Source organism: Chloroflexota bacterium (genome assembly GCA_013152435.1).
GTDB lineage: Bacteria > Chloroflexota > Anaerolineae > DUEN01 > DUEN01 > DUEN01.
Map to the genome: position 1 here is coordinate 33,076 of JAADGJ010000111.1, position 26,625 is coordinate 59,700.

Here is a 26,625-nt window from a genome sequence, read left to right on the forward strand (position 1 = left end):
GGTGGCCCCGGGGCGGGATAGGACGTCGGATTGTTCACTTTCCTGGCGCATGCTATACTGGTTGTCGCAAGAACGTGGAAGATCTTCTCTGTTATGGAGGCCGTAGATGGCGCCGATTCAGACCGCTGTCATCCTGGCAGCCGGCCAGGGCACCAAGTTCTGGCCGTATAACGTCGTGCGGCAAAAGGCCGCGTTCCCCATCGCCAACGTCCCGGCCGTTCGCCGGATCGTGAACGATCTCGTCGACCTCGGCGTGACACGTATTGCGGTCGTCGTGGGGGCAGGCGAGGCCAGCGTGCGGGCTGCCTTGCACGACGCTCCCGGCGACATCGTCTTCGTGCGACAGCCGGATCCTGACGGGACCGCGCCCGCCGCCCTGCTGGGTGCGCATGACCTGGGCGAGGACTTCCTGGTCGTGTCGGGCGATGTGGTCACCGCCCGGGAGAATCTGGCCGCCTTGATGGAGCGCTTCTCTCAGGACCGCCCGTTGGCGGCCGCGCTTATCCAGCCGCTGGAGAAGGAGCGTCCGCAGGACTGGCTCGTCGCCTTCCCGGAGGGGGATGTCCTGCGCGGGATCGAGGGGCATGGCCGTGAGGGCGCGCATCGGCTGTGTGGGATCTACGCCTTTCGGCCGGAGGCGCTCCCGTACCTGCGGGACAACCCGGGATTGGTGACCCGGGTGCCGGTCGGCGGGATGCCGCCGTTGGAGGCGGAGATCGCCCAGTCGCTGCAGATGATGATCGACGCGGGACAGCCGGTGTTGGCCGTGGAGACGTCAGGGTACCACGTGGACCTGGACAAACCCTGGCATATCCTGGAGGCCAACTATTATGCCATTCAAGATATGTCGTCTCGGCTGGAGATGGATGTTATCCCGGATTCGGCCCGGATCCACGGCGGAGCGGAGATTCACGGCCGGGTCGTGCTGGGGGAGAACGCCGTCATCGGCAATCGAGTGGTCGTGGAGGGTGATCTCTGGCTGGGGGATGGGGCCAGCGTCACCAACGGCGCCATCCTGAAGGGGCCGGTGGTTGTTGGGCGAGAGACCAAGGTCCGAGATTATTGCCAGATCGGGGGGTACAGCGCGCTGGGCGACCGGGGGGTGTATGGCCATGGGGCGGAGTTCAGCGGCGTGGCCCTGGATACCGTGTACGCCTATCACTACTGCGAGATCTGGGGAGTGGTGGGGCACGCCGTGGACTTTGGAGCGGCCACGGTGTGTGGCAATCTGCGCTTTGATGATGGCGAGACCGTATGGCGGATCAAGGGGCGGCCGGAGGTGCCCCCTACGCACGCCTCCAATGCGGCCTACTTCGGCGACTTCAGCCGCACGGGGGTGAACGCCATCATCATGCCCGGGCGGCGGATCGGCGTTTACTCCTGTGTGGGCCCCGGCGTGGTTCTGTATGACGACCTCCCCGACCGCACCTTGATCACCGTGAAGCAGGAGCTGATCACCCGCCCCTGGGGACCGGAACGATACGGCTGGTAGACATTACGCACCTACGCAACACGCAATCCGCAACACGCAACACGTAATACGCAACACGCAATACACACTATATTCCCAAAATGAGCTTCGCCACATACAGGTAGATCAACAGCCCGGTCGCGTCCACTAGCGTGCTCATGAACGGTCCGGAGACGATGGCCGGGTCGATATGGAGCCGGCTGGCCAGGATGGGCAGGAGGGAGCCGACGATATTGGCCCAGAGCACGATCAGCAGAAGCGCGGCGGCGACGGCGCCCGCCACAGCGGGACTGGTCCCCCAGGCTAGGGCTCGCAGGTATCCGACAGCGCCCATGGCGATCCCCAGCACGAGCCCCACGCGCAGCTCGTGCCAGAGCACCCGGATAGCGTCGCCGGGCTCGATGTCCCCGATGGCCAGCGCCCGGATGATGGTGCTGATCGTCTGGGAGCCTGCATTCCCTCCGGTGCCGATCAGCAGCGGGATGAAAAAGGTGAGCGAGACCACCATGGCCAGCTCGTGCTCGAATAGCCGGAGCACGGTGCCCGTCAGAGTCTCGGTCACGAACAGCAGGAGCAGCCATCCGATGCGGCTGCGGGCCACCCGGGTGACCCGGCTGTCCAGGTACGGCCCGGCCAGGGGCTGCGCACCGCCCAATCGCTGGATGTCCTCCGTGATCTCCTCTTGCAGCACGTCCACTAGGTCGTCCACTGTGATGACACCCAGGAGCCGATGGTGGTCGTCCACCACGGGCAGCGCCAGCAGGTCGTATCGGTCCATCAGGCGGGCGCACTCCTCCTGGTCCGTGCCCGCGGGCACGCTGATGACCTCCGGGTCCATGATGTCCATCATGCGCTGGTGGGGCTCCGCCATGATGAGCTGGCGCAGGGTGACGGTGCCGCAGAGCACGCCGTTGCGGTCGATGACGAACAGCTGGTCGGCGACGTGGCCCTCGGGATGCCACCGCCGGACGGCCTCCAGCGCCTCAGCTACCGTCGTGCGGCGGCGCAACGCCAGGAACTCCGAGGTCATCAGGCCGCCGGCCGTGTCGTCCGGGTGCATCAGCAGCGGGCGCACCTCTTCCGGGTCCTCCAGGCTGGCCAGGATCGCCTCCGCCTGTTCGGGCGGGATGTCGCCCAGCAGATCGGCGGCCTCATCCGGCTCCATTTCATCGACGATGCGGGTCAGCGCCTGGGGGGACAGAGTTTGCGCCAGCTTGGCCGCTTCCTCCTCGCCCAACTCCTCGAGGATGTCAGCCGAATCGGCCGGATTCAGTTGGGGGAGCAGCTTCGTCTGGTCTTCCCGCTCAAGCTCGGAGAACACCTCGGCCTGGTCGGCCGGGCGTAGGCTCTCGATAATGGCGACAGCCTGGTCGAAGTCGTTGTTTTCCAGTGCGGCGCGCACGCGATCCAGCGCGCTCTCGATGAGCAGGCGCTCCATGATAGCCTCCTTCCCTTGGCGGGGACCTCGCGCGAACGCACGGGATCTCGCCGCGTCAGACTCGCCGCCGATCCGATCGCCCAGGCGGCTTGCCGTCTGAGGCGGCGGTCACGTGTATGGCTACGGCTTGCGAGAGATCTCCGGATGCGCGCTCCCCGAGAAGGGCGGAGCGGCCGGTCAGGAGGCGAGGGAGGTGGGCACGCGGCGGCCCTTCGGGGAGCGACGTATGAAGTTGTTCATAACGCCACGACCCCAGGCCGCACGGCCCAGATAGGGGCGAGGCCGGAGTCCGTGTTGGGTGCTTTGACCCGGACTGGGAGGTATCGAACTCTCGTCCATCGTGTCCTTTCTCACCGATCTTTATCCGATATCGGCGATGATCGTGGTGCCATTATAGGAGTGGCTGTTGGGGTTGTCAATGATTTCAAGCCGGTTTCGGCACAGCCTGCGTGATTAAGGGGCGAATTCGGTTGACAACGGTACTTGTCGGACATACAATGGACGCAGCGTGTATCATGATTCACGAAGGTCGTCAACGTTCATCGGAAAAGGAGGCAGATCGTGGCAGCCGTCAGAGAGTTGGGGCCTGATGCGTTGTGTCGACGGTGTGATCCCGAGCAATTCCCGTTTGAGACCACGGATGACATAGAGGACTTACACGAGATCATCGGCCAGCCGCGCGCGGTGGAGGCCGTCCAGTTCGGCATCGGCATGGAGCGCGAGGGGTATAACATTTTCGCTTTGGGGCCGGCCGGGACGGGCAAGTACACCCTCGTTCGGCAGGCCCTGGAGCAGCGGGCGGCTACGGAGCCGGTCCCCTTCGACTGGTGCTATGTGAACAACTTCGCCCAGCCGTATCGCCCTCGCGTGTTGCGTCTCCCACCGGGCACCGGCGTCAAGCTGCGGCGGGATATGGAGCAGCTGGTGGAGGAGGTCCGCACGGCTCTGTCCTCCGCCTTTGAGAGCGAGGAATATCGCACGCGTCGGCAGGTCATCGAGGAGGAGTTCAAGGAGCGCCAGGAACAGGCCTTCAACGAGCTGCGACAGCGGGCGCAGGAGCGGGGACTGGCTTTGCTCCGCACGCCGGTGGGCTTGGTCTTCGCCCCGTTGCGAGATGGCGAGGTGCTCCCGCCCGAGGAGTTCCAGAAGCTTCCCGAGGAGGAGCGGAAGCGGCTGGAGGCCGAGGTGGAGGTCATGCAGGAGGAGCTGCAGAAGATCATCCACCAGATGCCTCGCTGGGAACGGGAGATGCGGGAGAAGGTGCGGGAGCTGGATCGGGAGATCACCAACTTTGCCGTGGGCCACCTCATCGACGAGCTGCGGAAGAAGTACGAGGAGCTCCCGGATGTCGTGGAGTACCTGAACGCCGTGCAGCAGGATGTGATCGAGAATGTGCGGGATTTCCTGCGGCCGGAGGAGCCCCGACAGGGTGCCCCCATAGGGCCGGTCTCACACCTGATGACGGGGCCGCCGACGCTGCGTCGCTATCAGGTGAACGTGTTGGTGGATCACAGCGAGTCGAAGGGCGCACCGGTGATCTATGAGGACAACCCGACGTACCAGAACCTGGTCGGCCGGGTGGAACACATGGCCCAGATGGGCGCCCTGGTCACCGACTTCACCCTGATCAAGCCGGGAGCGCTCCATCGGGCCAACGGCGGATACTTGATCCTGGATGCGCGCAAGGTGTTGCTGCAGCCGTATGCCTGGGAGGCGCTCAAGCGGGTCCTCCAATCGCGTCAGATCCGCATCGAGTCGCTGGGCGAGATGCTCAGCCTGGTGAGCACCGTCTCCCTGGAGCCCGAGCCGATCCCTTTGGATGTGAAGGTGGCCCTGTTGGGGGATCGGCTGCTCTATTACCTGCTGAGCTCCCTGGACCCTGACTTCGGCGAGCTGTTCAAGGTGGCGGCGGACTTCAACGAGGAGTTCGACCGCAGCGACGAGAACCAGATGCTGTATGCCCGGCTGATCGCCACCCTGGCTCGCAAAGAGGGTCTGCGCCCGTTCGATCGGGGGGCGGTGGCCCGGGTGATCGAGCACAGCTCCCGGCTGGCGGGCGATGCCGAGAAGCTCTCGACGCGCATGCGGAACATCTGCGATCTGCTCCGGGAGGCGGATTACTGGGCCGGCCGATCGGGGAATGGAGCTGTGACGGCTCAGGACGTGCAGCGTGCCATTGATGCGCAGATCTATCGCTCCGACCGGGTGCGGGAGAAGCTCCAGGAGGAGATCCTGCGTGGCACGATCCTGATCGATACGGAAGGGGAGCGGGTCGGCCAGGTGAACGGGCTCTCCGTGATCCAGTTGGGGAATTTCGCGTTCGGTCGGCCCAGCCGGATCACGGCCCGGGTGCGGATGGGGCGGGGCGAGGTGATCGACATCGAGCGAGAGGTCGAGTTGGGCGGCCCCATCCACTCCAAGGGTGTGTTGATCCTCTCCGGCTTCCTGGGAGCGCGCTACGCGGCCGAGCGTCCCCTTTCGCTCTCCGCCAGCCTGGTGTTCGAGCAGTCCTACAGCGGGGTGGAGGGCGACAGCGCGTCATTGGCGGAGCTGTACGCGCTGCTCTCGGCCATCGCCGAGGTGCCCATCAAGCAATCGTTGGCGGTGACCGGCTCGGTGAACCAGCATGGCCAGATCCAGGCCATCGGTGGGGTCAACGAGAAGATCGAGGGGTTCTTCGACGTTTGCAAGGGGCGAGGGCTGACAGGGGAGCAGGGCGTGCTCATCCCGGTCTCCAACGTGAAGCATCTCATGCTGCGGTCCGACGTGGTGGAGGCCGTGGCGGCCGGGCAGTTCCATATCTATCCCATTGAGACGGTGGATCAGGGGATTGAGCTTCTGACCGGGATCCCCGCGGGCGAGCGGGATGAGGAGGGGAACTACCCGGAGGGGACGATCAACTATCTGGTGGAGAAGCGGTTGGCGGAGCTGGCGGAGAAACAGGCAGCGTTTGCAAAGGCGGCCGAGGAGGAGGGGCATGAGTGAGGGGGAGCGCGAGCGAGGGATTCGACGTATCCTGGTGGCGCTAGACGCTTCGCCGCACAGTCTGGCGGCGCTGGAGGCCGCGGCCGAGCTCGCCGCCCGCCTGGAGGCGGAGTTGTTGGGCCTGTTCGTGGAGGATATCAACCTGTTGCGGCTGGCCGGGTTCCCCTTTGCGCGAGAGGTCGGATCCCTGTCGGCGACGCCTCGTCCGTTGGACAGTCAGCACATCGAGCGAGAGCTGCGCGCGCAGGCGGACCGGGCGCGTCGGGCCATGGCGAGGGTCGCCGGGCGTGCCCGGGTGCGCTGGTCGTTTCGGGTCGTGCGTGGTCAGGTGGCGTCGGAGGTGTTGGCGGCGGCCTCGGAGGCGGATCTCGTCAGCCTGGGAAAGGCGGGATGGTCGTGGACCGTGCGGGGGGAGATGGGCTCCACCGCCCGTTGGGTGTTCTCGCAGGTCCGGTGCCATGCGTTGCTTGCACGGCAGGGCGGCCGGCTGGGCGCGCCCATGGTGGTCCTGTACGATGGATCTCCCTCGGCTCAGCGGGCTTTGGAGACCGCGGCGAGCCTGGCTCATGGAAAGGAGCCCCCGGTGGTCTATATCCTGGCGGATGACCAGGAGCAGATGAGGCAGCTGCAGGCTCGGGCCTCCGCCTGGCTGCAGGAACGGGAGATCGCGGCGCGTTACCGGTGGCTGACCAGCGCCGATCTGCCGCAGCTGGCCCGGATCCTCCGATCGGAGGGGGTCGGCTTGCTGGTATTGCCCGGCGAGAGCTCCGCTCTGCCCGGGGATGTGTTGCAAACCCTGTTGAACGAGATCGATTGCGCACTGTTGGTGCGATAACATCGGAGGGAAGATCGTTCATGTGTTCGGAGTACCTGTGGTGGCAGACCGGCGTCATTTATCAGATCTACCCGCGCAGCTTCAAGGACACGACGGGGAACGGCGTTGGCGACCTGGCGGGTATCATTGAGAAGCTGGATTATCTGACCGAGACGTTGGGGGTGGATGCGATTTGGATCTCGCCCTTCTATCCCTCGCCGATGGCCGACTTCGGTTATGATGTCGCCGATTACACGGACGTGGATCCGCTCTTCGGCGATCTCACCACGTTCGATGAGCTGGTGGCGGAGGCCCACGCCAGGAATCTACGGATCATCATCGACTTCGTTCCCAACCATACCTCAGATCAGCATCCATGGTTTCTGGAGTCACGCTCCTCCCGTGAGAACCCCCGGCGGGATTGGTACGTCTGGAAGGATCCGAAGCCGGACGGATCGCCGCCCAATAACTGGCTCAGCGTGTTCGGGGGATCGGCCTGGGAATGGGACGAGACCACCGGCCAGTACTATCTCCACTCGTTTCTCAAGGAGCAGCCCGACCTCAACTGGCGCAACCCGGCCGTGAAGGAGGCCATGTTCGATGTGGTCCGCTTCTGGCTGGACCGCGGAGTGGATGGCTTCCGGATCGACGTGGCGCATTTCATTATGAAGGATCCCCTGTTCCGTGATAATCCGCCCAATGCCCATCCGGGGGACAACCCGTACAAGTCGTTGGGGGAATACGACTCGCAGCTCCATCTGTATGACAAAGGGCATCCGGACGTTCACGCGGTGTTCCGTGAGTTTCGCCGTATCCTGGACTCGTATAACGGGAATTGGCCCCGGATGTCCGTCGGCGAGATCCATGTCTTCGATTGGGATGAGTGGGCCAGCTACTACGGCGAGCACCTGGACGAGTTGCACATGCCCTTCAATTTCGGGTTGATCCATGCGGAGTGGACTCCCCAGGCCGTGCGCCGGGTGGTGGATTCCGTCGAGGCGGCGTTGCCGCCGGGCGCCTGGCCGAACCACGTGTTGGGCAATCACGATGAGCCTCGCATCGCCAGCCGCTACGGACGCACGCCGGCCCGGGTGGCCGCCATGCTGTTGCTCACGCTGCGTGGCACGCCCACGCTCTACTACGGTGATGAGATCGGCATGGTCAACGTGGATGTCCCTCCGGAGCGCCAACAGGATCCCTGGGGAAAGCGTGTGCCCGGCCTGGGCCGGGATCCGTGCCGCACGCCCATGCAGTGGACCCCTGGGCCCAATGCCGGATTCTCCCCTCCGGAGACGCCGGAGCTGTGGCTGCCGCTCGCGCCCGATTATCGGGAGGTCAACGTGGAGCGCGAGCTGGCCGATCCGACCTCGATCCTGAACCTGTATCGGCAGCTGCTGGCCTATCGCAGGCGGACGCCCGCGCTGCAGTGCGGAGGATATCGCCCCCTCGATGATGTGCCGCCGTCGTGCTACGTCTTCCTGCGCGCTGTGGACGATCAGCGGCTTTTGGTGGCTCTCAACTTCTCCGGCGAGGAGCAGAAAGTGGCCCTCCCGGCCCTGGGTGAGGGGAGGGTGGCCATTTCCACCTATCTCGATCGTCAGGGGCCGGTGAATCTGTCCGGATTATCCCTGCGGGGGCATGAGGGCGTGATCGTTGAGCTGCGTTGATGGCGGAGACGGGGAAGCGAGGGGACAGGAGGAGCACATGGCGGACTCCGTTCAGACCCTGTTAGATGTCCTGGATCGCAATCTGCAGAGCATTTGGGATGGTGATGTGGAGACCTATCGGGCGACCACGGCCGAAGATGTCTCCTTCTTCGAGTGGTATATCTCGCCTCAGCGCATCGATGGCATCGACTTTCATCTGCGTGAGCTGAAGGTGCACGCCCGCGTGTTGGGCGGGGGCTCGGACGCGGTTCGCATCGAGCATGAGGTTCTCCAGCCGCGCGTGCAGATCTATGGGGACACGGCGATCATCACCTATACACTGCTGACCCGAGCCGTAAGCTCGGCTGGGGTCGTTCACAAGAGCCACAACGAGACCCGTGTCTTCCATAACTTCGGCACGGATGATGAGCCCCAGTGGAAGCTGGTGCATTGCCACAAATCACCCATCGCCACGGAGGAGAGCCTGGCGGCGTTACGTCGCTGACCCCTCTATGCCCCTTTCGGATGCGAGCGCATGGCAGGGATCTCGTGACCGACGAGCGGATGCTTCCTCGCAAGTGGACGCTGCGGGCGTATGACCGGCGGGTCGTCTTCATTAAGCGGCGCCATGAGCGCACTGAGCATGTGGTGATGAAGGCGCTCTTATGGGCGCTTTACCTGCCTCGGTATCCCGATCTTTCCGTGGAGGTCTCCATCGGCGATCGCTACAAACCGGATGTGGTGGCGGTGGATGCGTTCGGCCGTCCGCTCTTTTGGGGAGAGGCCGGTGAGATCGGCGTGGCCAAGATCCGGTCGCTGGCCAGACGCTATCGGCGCACGCATTTCGCCATTGCCAAGTGGGATACCCGTCTGGATCCTTTCATTGCCATCGTCGAGGGTGCGCTGGCGGGCCTTCGCCGTGAAGCCCCGTTTGACCTGATCTCCTTCCCCGCGGACAGCGCCGAGCGTTTCATTGACGACGAGGGTCGGATCCATATCCGGCATGCGGACGTGGAGTGGGTTCGGCTTCCCTAATCCCCTTTAACCGCCTGCCTTTTGGCCGATAGGGATGATTTATGCCGATGAGTTATCCGTACCATCCCGGAAAAGGCCCCCAAATTAGCCAAAGTCGGGTTTGATATGGTAAGATATTACCGGAACTTCCCCCGACAGCTTCGAGCTCCATGAAGTGGATGTAGGTCGAAACCCCATGTGGTATACCAAACAAGGAGGTTGGTACCATGCCTAGATCCATGCGTCTCAATCGGCTACTGCTCGTCCTCGTCATGGTGGTCGGTTTGTTGGCGCTGGCAGCGTGCGCTCAGCAGCCGACAGCGGCACCCGAGCCAACTCCTACACCCAAAGAGGAGGCTCCGGCCCCCGCTCCGGCCCAGCCGAAGCCGGAGGAGCGTGTCTCCAAGTACAACGAAGCTCCCATGTTGAAGGAGTTGGTCGAGAAGGGTGAGCTGCCCCCTGTGGATGAGCGGCTCCCCGAGGAACCCCTGGTCATCGATGTGGTGGAGGAGATCGGCCAGTACGGCGGCACGCTGCGTCGCGGGTTCCTTGGCCCCTCGGATCACAACAACTACACCCGAGTGGTCTATGACGCCCTGGTCCGCTTCTCGCCCGATGGCACGGAGGTGATCCCTCACATCGCCAAGGGGTGGGAGTCCAACGAAGACTTCACCGTGTGGAAGGTCTTCCTGCGGAAGGGGCTGAAGTGGTCCGATGGCCATCCGTTCACCGCTGACGACATCATGTTCTGGTACGAGTACATCCTCCTGAACAAGGACCTGACCCCGAGCGTCCCGATCTGGATGCAGAACCAGGATGGCTCGGTGGCCAAGGTGGAGAAGCTGGACGACTACACGGTCCAGTGGACCTTCAAGCAGCCGAACACCGCCTTCCTGCTGGAGTTGGCCAACAAGGACGGCGCTGACAAGTCCATCCACAACCTGGCCTTCGTCCCGGCGCACTACATGAAGCAGTTCCATCCGGCCTTCGTGGACGAGGCGGAGCTGCAGGCCAAGGTGGAGGAGGCGGGCTTTGATACATGGACCGAGCTCTTCGCCGTCAAGGCCATGCCGCACCTGAATCCGGAGCGCCCCAGCACCGCTGCGTGGATCCCGGACAACTCCTCCGTCTCCGATCAGGTCTTCGTCCTCAAGCGCAACCCCTACTACTTCGCCGTAGATCCGGAGGGCAACCAGCTGCCGTACATCGATTACGTGCGGTTCACCTTCTTTGCCGACAAGGAAGCCCTGAACCTGGCGGCGGTGGCTGGCGAGATCGATATGCAGGGCCGCCACATCAACATGAGCAACTATCCGGTGCTGGTGGAGAATCAGGAGAAGGGCGGCTATCGGGTGGTCACGTGGCCGACCTTCGGCGGCTCCGACGCCGTGCTGATGTTCAACCAGACCTACGTGGCGAAAGACCCGGCGGTGGGCGAGCTGCTGCGCAATCGGGACTTCCGCATCGCTCTGTCCTACGCCATCGACCGGGAGAAGATCAAGGAGCTGGCTTTCCTGGGTCTGGGTGAGCCGCGTCAGGGTGTGCCGGCGCCCAACCATCCCTACTATCCGGGCGACGAGTGGGCTTACAAGTACACCGAGCATGACCCGGACAAGGCCAACGAGATGCTGGACAGCATCGGCCTGACCGAGCGGGATGAGGAAGGGTTCCGGCTGTTGCCCAACGGCGAGCGGCTGGACCTGGAGATCAGCGTCGTCCCGGCCTTCGCCAACTGGACCGACGTGGGCCAGATCGTGGTGGAGAACTGGGCGGATGTGGGCATCCGGGCCCATGTGGAGATCCGGGAGCGTGCCCTCCACTTCCAGATGCGCAACACCAACGATCTGATGATCGAGATCTGGAACGAGGACACCACCGGCTTCCCCTTCAGCGGGCAGCCGAAGATGGATCCCCGCAGCGACCCGGCTCTGACCTTCGGCCCGCTCTATCGGAAGTGGTACCAGACCAACGGCGCCGAGGGCATGGAGCCGCCGCCCGAGGTCAAGAAGCTGGTCGAGATCATCGACGAGGCCAAGGTCTCCGGGCGTGAGCGGCAGATCGAGCTGGCTCAGGAGCTGTTCCGCCACTGGGTGGACAACCTGTGGGAGATCGGGACCGTCGGTCTGACCCCCATGATCCAGGGTGTGATCGTGGTCAACCAGGATCTCCACAACGTGCCTGAGACGGCTGGGAACGACTGGCCGCTGCGCACGCCGGGTAACACCCGCCCGGAGCAGTACTTCTTCAAGCGATAAGGTCGTCTAAGCCAGACTCCTCAAGCGACGGATTATCGCTGACGGATCTCAGTCCACGTGGGCGGGCCGACCTGGCTTCTGCCCACGTGGACATCTTTCGCCCACCCTAATACCACGGCATGAGTGGGGGCGAGGCATGCCTTTCCCCTGCTCTTCACGTTTCAGCGTGGCGCTATCACCCGATGAGGTGTATTGGATATGCTCCAATATATCGTCAAGCGTCTGTTGCTTCTGCCGTTCCTTCTGTTCATCTTCTCCGTCTTCGCCTTCTTCATCATCCAGGCGCCGCCCGGTGACTTCGTCACCAGCTACGTCGCCGAGTTGGCGGCCTCAGGGTCGTCCATGGATCAGGCCCAGATCGACGCGCTGCGGCAGATGTACGGCCTGGATCAGCCCATGTACGTGCAGTATCTCAAGTGGATAGGCCGAATCCTGCGAGGGGATTTGGGCGTGTCCCTGGACTGGCAGCGCCCCAACCTGGAGCTGATCAAGGAGCGCTTGCTGTTGACGGTGATGTTGGGGGCCTTCACCTTTGGCTTCACCTGGGCGCTGGCCATCCCGATCGGCATCCTCTCCGCTACCCGTCAGTACTCATTTCTGGATTATTTCTTCACCGTGTTCAACTACATCGGCGTCGCCACCCCCACCTTCATGACCGCCCTGGTGCTGATGTGGCTGGCCTTCAAATACTTCGGCATCAGCATCACCGGCCTGTTCTCGCCGGAGTATGTGGACGCGCCCTGGAGCTGGGGCCGGGTGGTGGATCTGCTCAAGCACATGTGGTTGCCCGCCGTCATCCTGGGCATGGACGGCACGGCCCGGCTGGCTCGTATCATGCGAGCCAACCTGCTGGACGAGCTCAACAAGCCGTATGTGGAGATGGCCCGCGCCAAGGGGATGCCCGAATGGAAGCTGGTGCTGAGATATCCGGTGCGTCTGGCCATCAACCCGTTGATCAGCACCATCGGTTGGTATCTGCCCCTCCTCTTCTCCGGCAGCGTCATCGTGGCGACGGTGCTGAATCTTCCCACCATCGGGCCCATGTTGCTCCGATCTCTGACGAACCAGGACATGTTCCTGGCCGGTGCGATCGTGCTGATCTATTGTCTGTTGGCCATCATCGGCACGCTGATATCGGACATCTTGTTGGCCTGGCTGGATCCTCGTATCCGAATGGAGGGCTCCTGAGGTATGGCTCGGCCTCGCGAATCTGAATCCCTCACATCATCGTCGGCCGATAACCGGTTGATGAGGTCGATGGCCGACTGGACGGAAGAAGAAGACGCCTTTTATGTGGCCCCGAACTGGAAGCTGGTCTGGTGGCGCTTCAAGAAGCATCGGCTGGCGCTCATCAGCGGCGTGGTCATCCTCCTGGTCGCCATCGTGGCCCTGGTCCCCGATTTCTTCAGCACCCAGGACCCGAACGAGACCAGCACCATGGAATCCTTCATCCCGGTCCAGCATGTCCATTTCATCGACGAGGGCCGCATCCGCCCCTTTGTGTACGGCGTGGTTGGGAAGCGTAACCCGAAGACGCTGCGCATGGAGTGGCATATCGACGAGACCAAGAAGATCCCGGTTCGCTTCTTCGCCAAGGGTTATTCGTACAAGCTGCTCGGGATCATCTCCACGGACATCCACTTCCTGGGGCCGGTCTCCCCGGACGAGGAGGAGAAGATCCACCTGCTGGGGACGGATCGGCTGGGACGGGATCAGTGGTCTCGACTGATGCATGGGACCCGGGTCTCCCTGTCCATCGGGCTGGTGGCCGTCTTCTTGAGCATCTTCCTGGGCATCCTGCTCGGTGGCATCTCCGGCTACTTCGGCGGCACCGTCGATCTGATCATCCAGCGCCTCATCGAGATCCTGCAGTCGCTGCCGCCGATCCCCATCTGGATGGCGTTGACCGCGGCGCTGCCCCGTGACTGGTCGGTGGAGCGGGTGTACTTCGCCATCACCGTGATCCTTTCGCTGATCGGCTGGACCACGCTGGCTCGCGAGGTGCGGGGGCGCTTCCTGGCCCTACGGGAGGAAGATTTCGTGGTCGCCGCCAAGCTCTCCGGCTGCGGGCGGGCCCGGATCATCTTCCGCCACATGTTGCCCACGTTCACCAGCCACATCATCGCCGCCAGCACCCTGGCGATCCCGGTCATGATCATCAACGAGACGTTCCTGAGCTTTCTGGGGCTGGGCCTCCGGCCGCCGGCCATCAGTTGGGGGGTGTTGCTACAGGAGGCGCAGAACCTGCAGTCGATCGCTCTGGCGCCCTGGCTGCTCCTGCCCGGCCTGGCCGTGATCATCACCGTGTTGGCCCTGAACATCCTGGGCGATGGCCTGCGTGATGCAGCCGATCCCTATAGTCACTAGTTCCCGGCACAGAGGTTCTTCGTCGATGGATACCCAAAGGACGTCGATCCTATCCGTACGGAATCTGAAAACTTATTTCTTCCTGGACGAGGGCACGGTCCGGGCGGTGGACGGGGTGAGCTTTGACGTGTTCCCCGGCCAGGTGGTGGGCATCGTGGGCGAGAGCGGCTGCGGGAAAAGCGTGACCATCAAGTCGATCCTGCGCATTGTGGAGAGGCCCGGCCGCATCGTGGGGGGGGAGATCCGCTTCCGCCCCCGGGCGAACGGGGTGGTGAAGGGGGAGAACGGGTTCATCGACCTGGCCCGGCTGAACCCTCGCGGCCCGCAGATGCGCGCCATCCGGGGGGGCGAGATCGCGTTGATCCCACAGGAGCCGATGGCGGCCTTCAGCCCGGTGCACACCATCGGCGATCAGATCGTGGAGGCCATCCTGTTGCATCAGAAGATGAGCAAGCAGGAGGCCTGGGAGATCGCCGTCGGGCGCCTGCGCGAGGTGGGGGTCCCCAGCCCGGAACAGCGGATGAATGCCTATTCGTGGGAGCTGAGCGGTGGGCTGCGCCAGCGGGCCATGATCGCCATGGCGCTGTCTTGCAATCCCAGGCTGCTCATCGCCGATGAGCCCACGACGGCCATCGACGTCACCACCCAGGCCCAGGTCCTGAGCCTGCTCCGCTCGCTGCAGGAGCAGCACAACATGGCCATCATCTTCATCACCCATGACCTGGGGGTCATCGCGCAGATCACGGACTATGTCGTCGTGATGTATCTGGGCCGGGTGATGGAGACCGGACCGGTGGAGGGCATCTTCTATAACCCGCAACATCCGTATACGAAGGCTCTGCTCAAATCGATCCCCTCCATCCACTCGCCGCCCCGGACGCTGCTGCCCACCATCGAGGGGTCTATCCCGCCGCCGTTCAGTCGCCCGCCCGGGTGCCCGTTTCACCCGCGCTGCTCGGAGTTCATGCCGGACGTCTGCAATCGGCGCATCCCGGCCTTGCACCCGGTCAATGAGGAGCAGTCTGCAAGCTGCTTCCTGTACCACGACATAGCTGAGGAAGAGTGAGCGATCGCTGTGATGGATACCGTGACCCGAGATGATCAGGTGCTGTTGGAAGTCAAGAACCTGAAGAAGTACTTCCCCATTCGGAAGGGATTCTTCAGGAGGGTGGTCGGCCAGATCCGGGCCGTGGATGACGTGAGCTTCTTCATCCACGAGGGTGAGACGCTGGGACTGGTGGGGGAGAGCGGTTGTGGGAAGACCACCACGGCCCGGTGCATCCTGCGTGCTCTGGATCCCACGTCCGGGCAGATCCTGTTCCGCACCCAATCCGGCCGGGTGGTCGATGTGGCCACCCTCTCCGAGGATGAGATGCGCCCTCTGCGCCGTGAGATGCAGATGATCTTCCAGGATCCCTTCGCGTCGCTCAACCCCCGTATGAACCTGCTGGACATCGTGGGCGAGCCGCTGCTGGTGATCGAGGGGATCAAGAGCCGCAAGCAGCGGGCCGAGCGCGTCGCCGAGCTCCTGCGTCTGGTGGGCCTGCGCCCGGAGTACATGCAGCGCTTCCCGCATGCCTTCAGCGGCGGCCAGCGCCAGCGCATCGTCATCGCTCGGGCTCTGGCCCTGAATCCCCGCCTGATCGTGGCCGATGAGCCCGTGTCCGCGTTGGACGTCTCCGTGCAGGCACAGGTATTGAACCTGCTGTTGGAGCTGCAGCAGAAGCTTCATCTCACCTATCTGTTCGTCGCCCATGATCTGAGTGTCGTGAAGCACATTTGCGATCGGGTGGCCGTCATGTACGTCGGAAAGATCGTGGAGATGGCGGCGACCGAGGAGATCTTCAGTACTCCCAGGCACCCGTATACGGCCGCGTTGCTCTCGGCCGTGCCGTTCCCGGACCCGAGGATTCGTCTGCGAGGCACCGTGCTGAGCGGGGAGGTGCCCAGCCCGGCCAACCCGCCGTCGGGATGCTATTTCCACCCGCGCTGCTCCTACGCCATGGATGTCTGCCGGACGGAGGCTCCTGTGCTGGAGGAGGTTTCGCCCAATCACTTCGTCAGCTGCCACCGGGCCCGTGAGCTGGAGCTTGTGGGCATTGGCGGCATGGAGATCCCCGGCCTGTCTGAGCATGCTTCCGGCGCTTCGGTTCATCCACCGTCGGGATGACGGCTGTGAACGTCCCCGGTGCGCTTCTTGGCATGATGTGGGGATTTGTGCAGGATGGGGCGCCACGGCCTGCCGGGTCGTGGGGCGCTCGTTGGGATCGCTGGGCGCCTCGGGCGCTCATGGGCGCGTTGTTCGTGGCCCTGCTGGTGGCGGCGGGGCTATTCGCCTGGCACGGGGGGAATGCCATCCTCTTCCCGTATCCGGTGGATTACGGGGAAGGCCCTCTGCTTGACCAGGCCGTGCGGCTCTCCCGGCTGGAGAACATCTACCGCCCCGATATCTCCACTCCGCCGTATACCGTCTCCAACTATCCTCCGCTCTTCGTGCTGCTTCAGGCCCCATTTGTTCGCTTGTTCGGCCCCGCGTTCTGGTACGGCCGGACCATCTCCTTTCTAAGCGTCCTGGCGGCCGCCGTGTTCATCGGGCTGACGATCCACGCGCTTACCGGGGATGGAGTCGCCGGGGCTGTGGGCGGCCTGTTGCTTTTGTCGATTCCCTATGTCCTGCATTGGGGGCCGCTTTGTCGTGTAGATTCGTTGGCCCTGGGGTTGAGCTGGGCCGGGCTGTGGGTGATCGTCCGTTGGCCGCACCGGCGCTGGGCGTTGGGCGGGGCGATCATGCTCCTGACGGCGGCCGTGTACACGCGTCAGTCGTACGCCCTGGCGGCGCCCGCGGCGGCCTTCCTGTGGCTGTGGGGGCGGCAGGGGCTCCGACGGGCGTTGGCGCTGGCGATCGGGGTCGGCGGCCTGGGCCTGGGGTTGTTCGCCTTGCTGGAGTGGGTCACGGATGGGGGCTTCTTCTTCCACATCGTGACGGCGAACGTCAATACGTTCTACATCCGGCGGGTGATCCGCCATGCGATCCAGATCGTGCGCTTCATGCCGGTGTTGTCGCTGGGAATGGGGATCACGGTGGGGTGGCTGGCCTGGTCTCGTTCCAGGGCGGGGTGGTTGGTGGGCCCCTACGCGGTGGGCGGCGTTCTGACGGCGATGACCATCGGCAAGGTTGGGTCGTCGGTGAACTATCTGTTCGAGCTGTCGGCCGCGTTCGCCTTGGCGATGGGCGTGTTGCTGGCCGGACTGCGTGGACATCGCTGGCTGCGTCCCCTGTGGCTCCTGTTGCTGATCGTGCAGGTGAGCGCGCTGGTGATGCTCTCGCAGACGGAGTATGCCAGGTGGGTTCTGGACAAGGTGGCGCAGCGATCCGAGATCGAGCGGTTGATGCAGGTTGTGCACGAGGCTGATGGCACGGTATTGGCCGATGAGTACATGGGGCTGATCCCGCTGGACGGCCGACCGCTATACTTCCAACCGTTCGAGTTCAAGCAGCTCGCCCAGGCGGGGATATGGGATCAGCGGCCGTTCCTCGATGCCATCTCCCGTGGCGACTTCGCCGTGATCCTCATTTATGACGCGCCCGGGTGGCGCTCCCGTCGGGCCCGATGGACTCCGCAGATGTTACGAGCCATCTCCTCGCATTATCGAGCGGTGGATCGCGCCGCGTATACGACCGTGTATCGCCCCAGGTAGACGCCCCTGGAGGCGTCGCGCGGGAGTCTGGGTTGAGGGGGGTACGAGGGACGGCCCTCCCCGGGCCATTCCGGAGGGGCAGATCGGCGTTTCCGTGGGGACCCTGTTTATGGATAGGGCCGGAACCTCGCCGTGGCTGCATGGAGCCGCCGGCGAGCGTCCCGGCCCATGAGTGTCGAACCGGCGAGGCTTTGGCGTCCTTATGGCCTGGCCGGTTGATGGCGAGACTGCAGCCGCTGACCCGAGGAGATCAGCAGGTTGCCAAGGCTCACCGCAATGCGAGCCCAAAGCCCCGGCTTCTTCACTCGTCCCGCCTCAAAGCGGGCGAGGAGCTCACCTCTTTTCACCCTCTCCTCGTAGTCCATTCGCCCCAGCTCCGCCGCCAACAGAGGGTTCATCATCGTCGTCCTCCTCTACCTGTCCACGAAAATTTCGGGCAAGACATGGCCCCACCCTGGCCAGATGCTCGGCGAGCCGGTGGGGCCTGTCGGTTATGCGATTTGCCCATGTGGGAGACCGGTCTCCTCTCGGCCGATGCCCACGAGCGCCTACTGTACCCTTGTTTGCCCATTCCGTGTGTAAGCGATCCTACAATTTAGGCGAGATCTCCTATTCCTTGCACTTGTATGAAAGGATGCGTTTAGGCATTGGCGTGGCGTCAAAATGATGCTACAATGAAAGGGCCTATTCTTCTCGGAGGCGATGGTCAGGTGGCACATCGTATCTTTCGTCGCGCATGGTATTTTCTGGCCCGCATGGACGTGGCCGTCGTCCTGATCCTGGTCGTTGTTCTGCTGGCGATTGTGGGATCTTGCTTCCCACAGCTCCCTCCCAAGACGGCCGCGGATCCAGATCTGCGGGCTCAGTGGGAGACCGTGACGCGCTCTCGATACGGCGCCTGGGCGAATCTGCTGAGTGCGATCGGCGTCTTCCGCTTTTTCCGGTCCCCTCCCTTCCTGATTGCTTCCGGCCTGTTGCTTCTGGCCACGCTGGTGTGCACACTTCAGCGCTGGCCGGGGATCTGGCGTCAGGTCTCCCGTTGGTCCATCCGGGGCTCCGATGCCATTTTCCGGTCGGCCCCCTTCCGTGCCCAGTGGTGGGTGGCTCCAGATGCGTTGCTGCCTGATCCGATCCATGAGCTCTTATGGAAACACGGGTTTCGTGTATCGGTGGAGATGATGGGCGATGGCGTCTATCTGCGGGGAGATCGCAATCAGTGGACGCCTTTGGCGACCGTGGTCACCCATCTGGCGGTGTGGGTGTTGTTGCTGGGGGTGGTGATCAGCGGGGCGCTTGGCTGGCGTGAGGAAGTGGTTGTGCGTCCCGGTGATGTGGTGACGTTGAAGCACCATCGGGATCTGGCCGTGCGCCAGGAGGGCTTTGAATTCGTGCGCTATCCGGACGGCAGCCCCGCCGATTACGAGGCCCGGATCGCCTTGTTGGAGCGGACGCGTGTGGTGAACGAGGGCTCGGTGCGGGTGAACCATCCGCTGAAATATGAAGGGATCCGTTTTTACCTACATGGCTATGCGGGGCAGGGAGGGGCTTACCTGGTGGCTTTGCAGGCCGTGTATGATCCCGGCTATCCGGTGATCGTCGTTGGGGGGATCCTCTTGTTGATCGGCATGATGGTGAGTTTCTATTTCCCGCATAGCTGCGTCTGGGTTCGGATGGGGCGAGACGGGGAGCTTCGCATAGCGGGCAGGGCGGGGCGATATGCTTACGCCTTCGACCGGGAGTTCGCGACCCTGGTGAGAGCTCTCCGGGCGAGGCTTGGCGTGGAGGGCGTGGAGTGACCACGCGCTTTCAGCTTTCCGCGGGTGGTGTGGTCTGTCGTCGCTCTCCCGAGGGCGAGATCGAGGTGGCCCTCATCGCTACGAAGGGAGGGGAGCGATGGGGACTGCCGAAAGGGCTGGTCGAGAAGGGGGAATCGCTGGAGGAGACGGCCCTGCGCGAGGTGCGGGAGGAGACGGGGCTGGAGGCCGAGATCGTCGATCGGTTGGAGCCCATCGAGTATTGGTACTGGTGGGAGGAGGAAGGGGAGAAGGTCTGCTATCATAAAAAGGTGTACTTCTTCCTGATGTGCCACCGTGGCGGGGATGTGTCCCGACATGACTTTGAGGTCGATGACGTGCGGTGGTTTCCCATCGACGAGGCGATTGAGCGGGCCTCGCACAGGACGGAACGGCAGGTACTGCGTCAGGTGAAGGATCGAGGAAAGTTGCCGTGTTGATCGGTTTTGCCTATGTGGCACTGTGGGCCGCGGTGATGATGTACTTCGTGTACCTCAGGAGGGGATGGGAGTGGGCAGGGCAGACGGCAACCGGGTTGTCGCTTGTCCTGTTGGGGCTGCTGGCGGCCGCCCTGGTATCCCGTGGGATGGCGGCCGGACGCTGGCCCCTGGTCAACCATTATGAGGTCTCGCTCCTGTTCACGTGGATGATCGTGGCCGCTTATCTGCTTTTGGAGGCCTCCTGGCGTGAGCGGCGGGCTGGCGCTTTCGTGTTGCCGATCGCCCTGGCGATGGCCACGTATGCCGTGACCCGCCCTGCCGCCGATCAGGCGATCGCGCCGCTGCCCCCGGCGTTGCGCTCCCCCTGGTTCCAGGTGCACGTGCTCAGCGCCATGATCGGGTACGGGACCTGTGGCGTGGCGGCGGGGTTGGGGGTCATGTGGTGGGTGCAGCGAGCACCGGGAGATGGGGACCAGGAGAGCTTCGCCGACACGGTGGAGCGCATGATGGTCCGGGCCGTGGTCTGGGGATTCCCCTGGCTGACGCTGGGCATCCTGGCGGGGGTGATCTGGGCGCAGGACGCCTGGGGGCGCTATTGGGGATGGGATCCTAAGGAGACGTGGGCCCTGATCACGTGGCTGTGGTATCTCTTGATCCTGCACGCGCAGGCGCTCCGGGGATGGCGCGGCCGCAGAATGGCCGGCCTGGCGATCGTCGGCTTGGGGATCGTGCTGTTTACCTTCGTTGGGGTGCCCTGGCTGGTGCGCGTGGTGCGTCTGGAGAGTTTGCACACCCCTTGAAGGCGCCCGAAGGGCCATCGCCGCCGCCATCGGCCTGTCTTCCGGGCAGGCATGGGTGTCCCGATGGATATGAGTCGCACCTTCCGAGGAGAATAGGCGACGTTCAGTGGGTCTCCGTCGACCGTTGTGGTGGATACACGAGGAGATCCCGCCTCTACGCCCGAAGCGCATATCTCATGGCAGAGGGGAGATCCCTCGCTGAGTTGGATGGCTTTGGGGTGAATGGCGATGAAGAGAGTGTCCCGACGCCGGTTTTTGCTCAAGTTAGGGGCATTGGGGGGCATTGGCCTCGGCATGGCAGCGGGCTTCATCGATCATCGCTGGTGGGAACGCCGTGTGAGCGGAGCTACCGTCCGGCCGACCCCCTCCCCTCCCTCGCGTTGGGCCATCGAGGCGCGTCACTACACCTCCTTCGTGGGTGAGGGGACCCTGAACTGTTCGGCCTGTCATAAGGAGACGGGGGAGTCGCTGGAGGTCTCCTACTGTCACACGCCGCACTCGGGCACATACGTGCGGTGCGACCTTTGCCCGCATCAGTGCGTCATCGCCGACGGCAGGCGGGGGCGCTGTCGGGTGCGGGAGAATCGGGGTGGCCGGTTGTACTCCATGGTCTACGGCAACCCCTGTGCCGTGCATGTCGACCCCATCGAGAAGAAGCCGTTCTTCCACTTCCTGCCTCGCGCACCTGCCTTCTCCCTGGCCACAGCTGGTTGTAACCTGCGGTGCCTCTATTGCCAGAACTGGACGATCTCTCAGGTCCCTCCGGAGGAGACGCAGAACATCGATCTCTCGCCGGAGGACGTGGTGCACTTCGCGAAGCGCGATGGCGCGCCGGTCATCGCCTATACGTATTCCGAGCCGGTCGTCTTCTATGAGTACATGTTAGAGACAGCGCGACGCGCCCGGGAGGCGGGGCTGCGGAACGTGGTGATCTCCGCCGGCTTCATCGCCACGGAGCCATTGCGAGAGCTGTGCGCTGCGGTAGACGCCATCAAGATCGATCTGAAGGGCTATGATGAAACCTTCTATCGGAAGGTGTGCAGCGCTGAGCTGGGGCCGGTGCTGGAGGCGATCCGTACCATCTATGAGTCCGGGACGCATCTGGAGATCGTCAATCTGGTAGTGCCCACGTTGAACGATGATCTGGAACAGCTGCGATCGTTGGCTCGGTGGGTTGTGCGAGAGCTGAGCCCGGATGTTCCCCTGCACTTCAGCCGGTTTTACCCTCAGTACAAGCTGACGAATCTCCCGCCGACGCCTGTGGAGACGTTGACCCGGGCGCGAGAGATCGCGTTGGAGGAGGGGGTGCGGTTCGTCTACGTGGGGAACGTGCCGGGCCATCCGGGGAACAACACCTACTGCCCCGGATGCGGCCGCCCCATCATCGTGCGCCAGGGATTCGCCGTGCTGGAGTACCGCCTGAAAGGGGGCGCTTGCGCCTATTGCGGCGAGTCGATCCCGGGCGTGTGGTGGCCTGGTGAGCCCCCGAGATCCTCGATCATACCCATACCTTTGGGGCGCCCCGACTATTGAGCCGATCCCCGTCCCGTGGTCTTCCAAGATGCGTCCTGTTGGCGAGGTGGCCGATATGATGTATGCGCTTCACAGGCTAACGCTCTGGCTTCTGGTGGTGGGGTGTACGCTCTTCTGCTGTGGGTGTGGCCGACCTGAGCCTTCGCCCACGCCGGAGGGGACGGAGGTCGCGTCGCCCGTCGTGACGACGATCGCCCCGGGAACGCCGGCGAGTGGCAGAATCCGTTCACCCGCTGTGGCTGGGAGCTGGTACCCCGACGACCCGGACGAGCTCGCCCGGATGATTGATGATATGCTGGCCCCCGTGGAGCCGGTGGATGGCGCTCCCATCGGGCTGATCGTCCCGCACGCAGGCTATGTCTATTCCGGGCCGGTGGCTGCTTATGGGTTCAAGCAGTTGGAGAACGGGCGATACGATGTCGCCGTGATCATCGCCGCCGATCATCAGGCGCCTGTCTCCGCCCCCATCTCCGTCTGGGCCGAGGGCGGTTTTGAGACGCCACTGGGGGTTGTGCCGGTGGACGAAAGACTGGCGAAGGCGCTGGTGGAGGCTGATCCGCACATCGTGTTCGATCCTGCCGCTCACGAGGGGGAGCATCCTATCGAGATCGAGTTGCCCTTCCTGCAGCGGGTCTGCCCGGCCTGCCGTATTGTGCCGATCCTGATGGGGGCGGATGATGAGGGGACGGTGCGGATCCTGGCCGATGCCCTGCTGCAGGTCCTGCCCGGTACCCGCTCGGTCATCATCGCCAGCTCTGATCTCGCCCATTATCCCTCCTACGAGGATGCGATGCGCGTGGATGGGGCCACGCTGGGGGCGATCGAGACGGGGGATCCGGGACGGGTGCGGGAGACCATCCGGGATCTTATGGCGTCTCGCGTTCCCAACCTGGTCACCTGTGCCTGTGGCGAGGGGCCGATCCTGGTGACGATGCGCGTCGCGGCCGGCCTGGGGGCGGACACGGTGACCGTCCTGCGTTATGCGAATTCCGGTGATTCGCCCTACGGGGATCGGGATCAGGTTGTGGGCTATGGCGCCGTGATGCTCTGGCGCTATGAGCCGCCCGATCTGACGGAGGGGCGGAGGGACGCGCTGTTGGCGATGGCTCGCTCGGCGATTGAGGGGTATCTGCGGACGGGCCGTATTCCCGAGGGGGGAACGGATGACCCGGTGCTCAATCGCCGGGCGGGCGCTTTCGTGACGTTGAAGAACCACGGCGAGCTGCGGGGGTGCATCGGCCACATCCGGGCGGATACACCGTTGTTTCGGGTGGTGCAGCGGATGGCGGTGGCGGCGGCCACCCAGGATCCCCGGTTCCCTCCCTTGACCTTGGAGGACCTGAGTGGTGTAGATATTGAGATCTCCGTTCTCTCCCCCTTGCATCGGGTGACGAGCGTGGACCGAATTCGGGTGGGGGTGGATGGCCTGATGATCGTGAAGGATGGCCATCGGGGGCTGCTCCTGCCGCAGGTGCCGGTTGAGCAGGGATGGGATCGAGAGGCGTTCCTGGAGGGCTTGTGTCAGAAGGCTCTCCTTCCCAGGGGGTGCTGGAAGGAGGGGGCCAGCCTGTACACGTTCACGGCGATCGTGTTTGGAGAGAGGGCGAGACGGGGTGAAACCTTCTATATATCGTGGTTGGTGTTGGTTTTTATCGCATATATTGTGTTTCCACTTTTGAGGTGGAAGGGCGGAGGAGATCCCCTCCGCCCTTTTCTGTCCGATGCGATCGCTTTTGGATATGGAAGGATGGCAGGCTACGTGCGGACGACGGAATCCAGCTCCCCATATGGGTTGATCTCGTAATCATCGGCGTGATCGTCATTGATCCATTGTCGTCCACGATATAGCGAAAGCGGTAGGTCCGACCCGCTGGTAGATCGATGCTGATGTGCCAATCCTCGTCGTCTCTCGTCTGCTCCAGGAGATGACTGTGGGTGCTCCAGTCGTTGAACTCGCCCGCCAGGGCGATGTGGTCCGCCCAGATATGCTGGGAGAGGCGGAAGGTCACCCGCACCATCCCATTGCCCAGATCCTTTTTCTCCAACATCGGGAGTCCCTCCTCCCAGGAAGATCGTGCTCAGGCTATCAACACGGACACGGTGGTGTCGCGTAGCACTCGATCCACGGTACTGCCGACAAGCCATTCCAGCAACGCCGTGTGACGATAGCTTCCCATGACGATGAGATCGATCTGATTCTCGTCTGCGGTCTCCACGATCTCGACGGCCGGCTGACCGTACCGGGCCAGACAGTCGGCGGTGGTGTGTTCCTGTACCTCCGTCAACCATCGTTCGATAGGGGCCGTATCCTCTTCCTTCACGGCCAGCGCGATCACCTCGGCTGACAGCGTGCGTTGCAACAAGGCCGTCCAGTTCAAGGCGTGGCGGGCGCGCTCGCTGCCGTTATAAGCCAGCAAGATCCTCTGCACGGGGCGCTGCATGTCCCCTCCCGCCAGGACGGGGCATCGGGCGTGGTGGGCGATCGCCCGAAAGTTGCGTCCCAGATACCCGGGGGCGTCGGCGTGAGTGAGGCCCCGGCGCCCCAGGGCCAGGAGCTGTGCCTCCGTCGCCGCCTGGGTGATTAGCTCTGACACGCCGCCGAACATCATCTCCGTGGTGACGGGGACGTGATTCTCCCGGCAGCGAGCCTCCAGCCACTGCAAAACCGTTTCCCCCCGTTCCCCGAACCACTTGACCAGCTCGGCGCGAGAGGCCGGCTCGTCGGAACGGCCCAGCTCTGCGCTGTAGCTGGCGTAGGCGTCCAGAGTGAGCGAATCGTCGATCACGTACAGGCCATGGATCCTCCTCCTCTGGCTTTGAGCGATTTGAATGGCGAGGAGGGCCGCCGATCGGGCCGTGGCCGATCCATCGTAAGCGACCAGGATCGGGTGTTTCACCTGGGTTTCCGCCATAAAAGTACCTCCTATGCTCGATGTCTTGCTGGGATATTCGCCTGGGGCGGGCTAGCCTTCGAGCTCTTGTAGGGTGCGTAGATAGTTGATCACGTCCGCCCGGGTGAGCATGCCCTGGATCTTCCCGTCGGTCATGACCGGGAGCTGGTTAACCCCGTCACTGGCCATCTCTTTTGCGGCCTCCCACAGGTCCATATCAGGCCGGGTTCGCTTCAGCTGCGCCATGGGGATCATGACCTGGGATACCGTGGTGGTGGCCCACTGGTCACGCGGCACCTCTTTGAGACGGTGCAGGGTCAGCAGGCCGAGCATTTGCCCATCCCGCTCGACGATGAAGCTCCTCTGCCCACCGCCCAGGACGTGGTCGTCCACCAGGCGTTGCAGGGTGAGGTCGGCGTTGACGGATGCATACTGGCGGCTCATGGCGTCCGCCACCTTGTGTCCGGCCAGCAGCCCCTGGATCTTCTGCTGTTGCACCTGGGCCATGGCCGCGCTTTCCAGGAACCAGCCGATGAAGGCGATCCACAGGCCGTTGCCCAGGTTGCCGGCGAAGATCTGCCACACGCCCACGAGGATGAACAGGAAGGCGATGGCCCGGCCCAGGTTGGCTGCCATGAGCGTGGCACGGCGCAGATCCCGGGTGATGCCCCAGACGGCGGCTCGGAAGACTCGCCCCCCGTCCAGCGGGAAGCCGGGGATCAGGTTGAACAGCGCCAACATGCCGTTGATGTAAACCAGATACTGAACGACCGCCAGCAGCGGGGCGACTGCGGCGACGATGGGCTTCAGCAGGCTGAAGATCACCGCCAGGGCGAGGCTCACGGCCGGCCCTGCGATGGCGATCCGAAACTCAGCCATCGCGCTGGTGGGCTCGGCGCCGATCTCGGACACGCCGCCGAAGATGAACAGGGTGATGCTGCGCACCGGGATCTTATAGCGCATGGCCACCACGGAGTGCCCTAGCTCATGGAGCAGCACGCTCACGAAGAGCATGATGGCCGTGATCGCACCTGCTCCCCAGTATTCGACGGTGGGCCACCCTTTGAACGTCGCCGGGTAATAACCAACCGCTAACGTCCAGGTGAGCAGGATGAAGACCAGGAACCAGGAGTAGTCTAGCTCGATTGGAATCCCCAGGATACGTCCCAGGGGGATCGCTTGTCGTTTGATCATCTCGTGTACCTCCGTGTCTCTGTCGTTGTCAGATGGTTTTCCGCTTTGCCCGGGTCGGCAGTGGAGAGGACCTCCCCTCCACGGAAATCCCACTTTTCCGGCCTGCACCTGCCTTCCTCGGCTCTTTCCACAGAGATCCAGGCCGTGGCCGGGCAGGTTGAAGGCGGAAGAAGGGCTTTTTTCGGAGGGGCGGAGCCCCTCCCTGGACTTTGGCGTTTTGAACCGGCTCCTTGCGTATGCAGGGAGCTTTCTGACGTCCAGAGAGGGCTCTGAAGAGGCTTCCAG

The 26,625-nt window shown here is 63.6% G+C and carries 22 protein-coding genes; 17 read left to right on the forward strand and 5 right to left on the reverse strand.

Features of this window, described 5'->3' with window-relative positions:
* Positions 1-106: 106 nt before the first annotated feature.
* Positions 107-1,492, forward strand: coding sequence for an NTP transferase domain-containing protein (locus tag GXP39_15825; protein ID NOZ29504.1), 1,386 nt, complete (start codon positions 107-109; stop codon positions 1,490-1,492).
* A gap of 67 nt (positions 1,493-1,559) precedes the next feature.
* Here GXP39_15825 and mgtE read toward each other — a convergent pair whose 3' ends face one another.
* Positions 1,560-2,909 (reverse strand): magnesium transporter, encoded by a 1,350-nt coding sequence (gene mgtE / locus GXP39_15830; protein ID NOZ29505.1) that lies wholly within the window; start codon positions 2,907-2,909, stop codon positions 1,560-1,562.
* Positions 2,910-3,470: 561 nt separating this feature from the next.
* Here mgtE and GXP39_15835 point away from each other — a divergent pair.
* From GXP39_15835 to GXP39_15885, 11 genes are all read left to right on the forward strand, one after another.
* Entirely contained in the window at positions 3,471-5,894 is a 2,424-nt protein-coding gene (locus tag GXP39_15835; GenBank protein ID NOZ29506.1) for an AAA family ATPase, read from the forward strand.
* Positions 5,887-6,729 carry a universal stress protein gene (locus GXP39_15840; protein ID NOZ29507.1) on the forward strand — a complete coding sequence of 281 codons (843 nt, stop codon included), beginning with the start codon at positions 5,887-5,889 and terminating at the stop codon, positions 6,727-6,729. Before GXP39_15835 ends, GXP39_15840 begins: the two co-directional genes overlap by 8 nt.
* A 20-nt stretch (positions 6,730-6,749) precedes the next feature.
* The gene (locus GXP39_15845) at positions 6,750-8,375 is read left to right on the forward strand and encodes a DUF3459 domain-containing protein (protein ID NOZ29508.1); all 1,626 of its coding nucleotides are present in this window, start codon (positions 6,750-6,752) and stop codon (positions 8,373-8,375) included.
* A 37-nt stretch (positions 8,376-8,412) separates the two neighbouring features.
* Positions 8,413-8,859 (forward strand): protein kinase, encoded by a 447-nt coding sequence (locus GXP39_15850; protein ID NOZ29509.1) that lies wholly within the window; start codon positions 8,413-8,415, stop codon positions 8,857-8,859.
* A gap of 44 nt (positions 8,860-8,903) precedes the next feature.
* Positions 8,904-9,389 carry a hypothetical protein gene (locus tag GXP39_15855; protein NOZ29510.1) on the forward strand — a complete coding sequence of 162 codons (486 nt, stop codon included), beginning with the start codon at positions 8,904-8,906 and terminating at the stop codon, positions 9,387-9,389.
* Between the two features lie 206 nt (positions 9,390-9,595).
* Entirely contained in the window at positions 9,596-11,623 is a 2,028-nt protein-coding gene (locus GXP39_15860) for an ABC transporter substrate-binding protein (protein ID NOZ29511.1), read from the forward strand.
* A gap of 198 nt (positions 11,624-11,821) precedes the next feature.
* On the forward strand, positions 11,822-12,811 hold the full coding sequence (locus GXP39_15865) for an ABC transporter permease (GenBank protein NOZ29512.1): 990 nt from the start codon (positions 11,822-11,824) through the stop codon (positions 12,809-12,811).
* A 69-nt stretch (positions 12,812-12,880) separates the two neighbouring features.
* Complete coding sequence (locus GXP39_15870; GenBank protein ID NOZ29513.1) at positions 12,881-13,990, forward strand: ABC transporter permease; 1,110 nt, start codon at positions 12,881-12,883, stop codon at positions 13,988-13,990.
* A gap of 25 nt (positions 13,991-14,015) precedes the next feature.
* A complete protein-coding gene (locus GXP39_15875) occupies positions 14,016-15,056 on the forward strand; it encodes an ABC transporter ATP-binding protein (GenBank protein NOZ29514.1) in 1,041 nt (346 codons plus the stop codon).
* A gap of 12 nt (positions 15,057-15,068) precedes the next feature.
* Positions 15,069-16,160 (forward strand): ABC transporter ATP-binding protein, encoded by a 1,092-nt coding sequence (locus tag GXP39_15880; GenBank protein NOZ29515.1) that lies wholly within the window; start codon positions 15,069-15,071, stop codon positions 16,158-16,160.
* Between the two features lie 5 nt (positions 16,161-16,165).
* Complete coding sequence (locus GXP39_15885) at positions 16,166-17,689, forward strand: hypothetical protein (protein ID NOZ29516.1); 1,524 nt, start codon at positions 16,166-16,168, stop codon at positions 17,687-17,689.
* 200 nt (positions 17,690-17,889) lie between these two features.
* Here GXP39_15885 and GXP39_15890 read toward each other — a convergent pair whose 3' ends face one another.
* Complete coding sequence (locus tag GXP39_15890) at positions 17,890-18,090, reverse strand: hypothetical protein (GenBank protein NOZ29517.1); 201 nt, start codon at positions 18,088-18,090, stop codon at positions 17,890-17,892.
* A 309-nt stretch (positions 18,091-18,399) separates the two neighbouring features.
* Here GXP39_15890 and GXP39_15895 point away from each other — a divergent pair, with 309 nt between their 5' ends.
* From GXP39_15895 to amrB, 5 genes are all read left to right on the forward strand, one after another.
* Positions 18,400-19,485, forward strand: a complete 1,086-nt coding sequence (locus GXP39_15895) for a cytochrome c biogenesis protein ResB (GenBank protein ID NOZ29518.1) — start codon at positions 18,400-18,402, stop codon at positions 19,483-19,485.
* Positions 19,482-19,922 carry an NUDIX hydrolase gene (locus GXP39_15900; GenBank protein ID NOZ29519.1) on the forward strand — a complete coding sequence of 147 codons (441 nt, stop codon included), beginning with the start codon at positions 19,482-19,484 and terminating at the stop codon, positions 19,920-19,922. The genes GXP39_15895 and GXP39_15900 overlap by 4 nt, the downstream gene beginning before the upstream one ends.
* Complete coding sequence (gene ccsB, locus GXP39_15905) at positions 19,916-20,722, forward strand: c-type cytochrome biogenesis protein CcsB (GenBank protein ID NOZ29520.1); 807 nt, start codon at positions 19,916-19,918, stop codon at positions 20,720-20,722. Before GXP39_15900 ends, ccsB begins: the two co-directional genes overlap by 7 nt.
* Positions 20,723-21,016: 294 nt before the next feature.
* Complete coding sequence (amrS, locus tag GXP39_15910) at positions 21,017-22,255, forward strand: AmmeMemoRadiSam system radical SAM enzyme (GenBank protein NOZ29521.1); 1,239 nt, start codon at positions 21,017-21,019, stop codon at positions 22,253-22,255.
* A gap of 55 nt (positions 22,256-22,310) precedes the next feature.
* Complete coding sequence (amrB, locus tag GXP39_15915; protein NOZ29522.1) at positions 22,311-24,059, forward strand: AmmeMemoRadiSam system protein B; 1,749 nt, start codon at positions 22,311-22,313, stop codon at positions 24,057-24,059.
* On the opposite strand, the gene GXP39_15920 is transcribed toward amrB, so the two are convergent.
* From GXP39_15920 to GXP39_15930, 3 genes are read right to left on the reverse strand one after another with little or no spacing between them, the layout of a single operon-like run.
* Positions 23,905-24,303, reverse strand: a complete 399-nt coding sequence (locus GXP39_15920; GenBank protein ID NOZ29523.1) for a hypothetical protein — start codon at positions 24,301-24,303, stop codon at positions 23,905-23,907. The two genes, amrB and GXP39_15920, sit on opposite strands and share 155 nt — an antisense overlap.
* Positions 24,304-24,333: 30 nt before the next feature.
* On the reverse strand, positions 24,334-25,167 hold the full coding sequence (locus GXP39_15925) for a universal stress protein (GenBank protein NOZ29524.1): 834 nt from the start codon (positions 25,165-25,167) through the stop codon (positions 24,334-24,336).
* Positions 25,168-25,218: 51 nt separating this feature from the next.
* Positions 25,219-26,340 (reverse strand): site-2 protease family protein, encoded by a 1,122-nt coding sequence (locus GXP39_15930; protein ID NOZ29525.1) that lies wholly within the window; start codon positions 26,338-26,340, stop codon positions 25,219-25,221.
* Between the last annotated feature and the right edge of the window lie 285 nt (positions 26,341-26,625).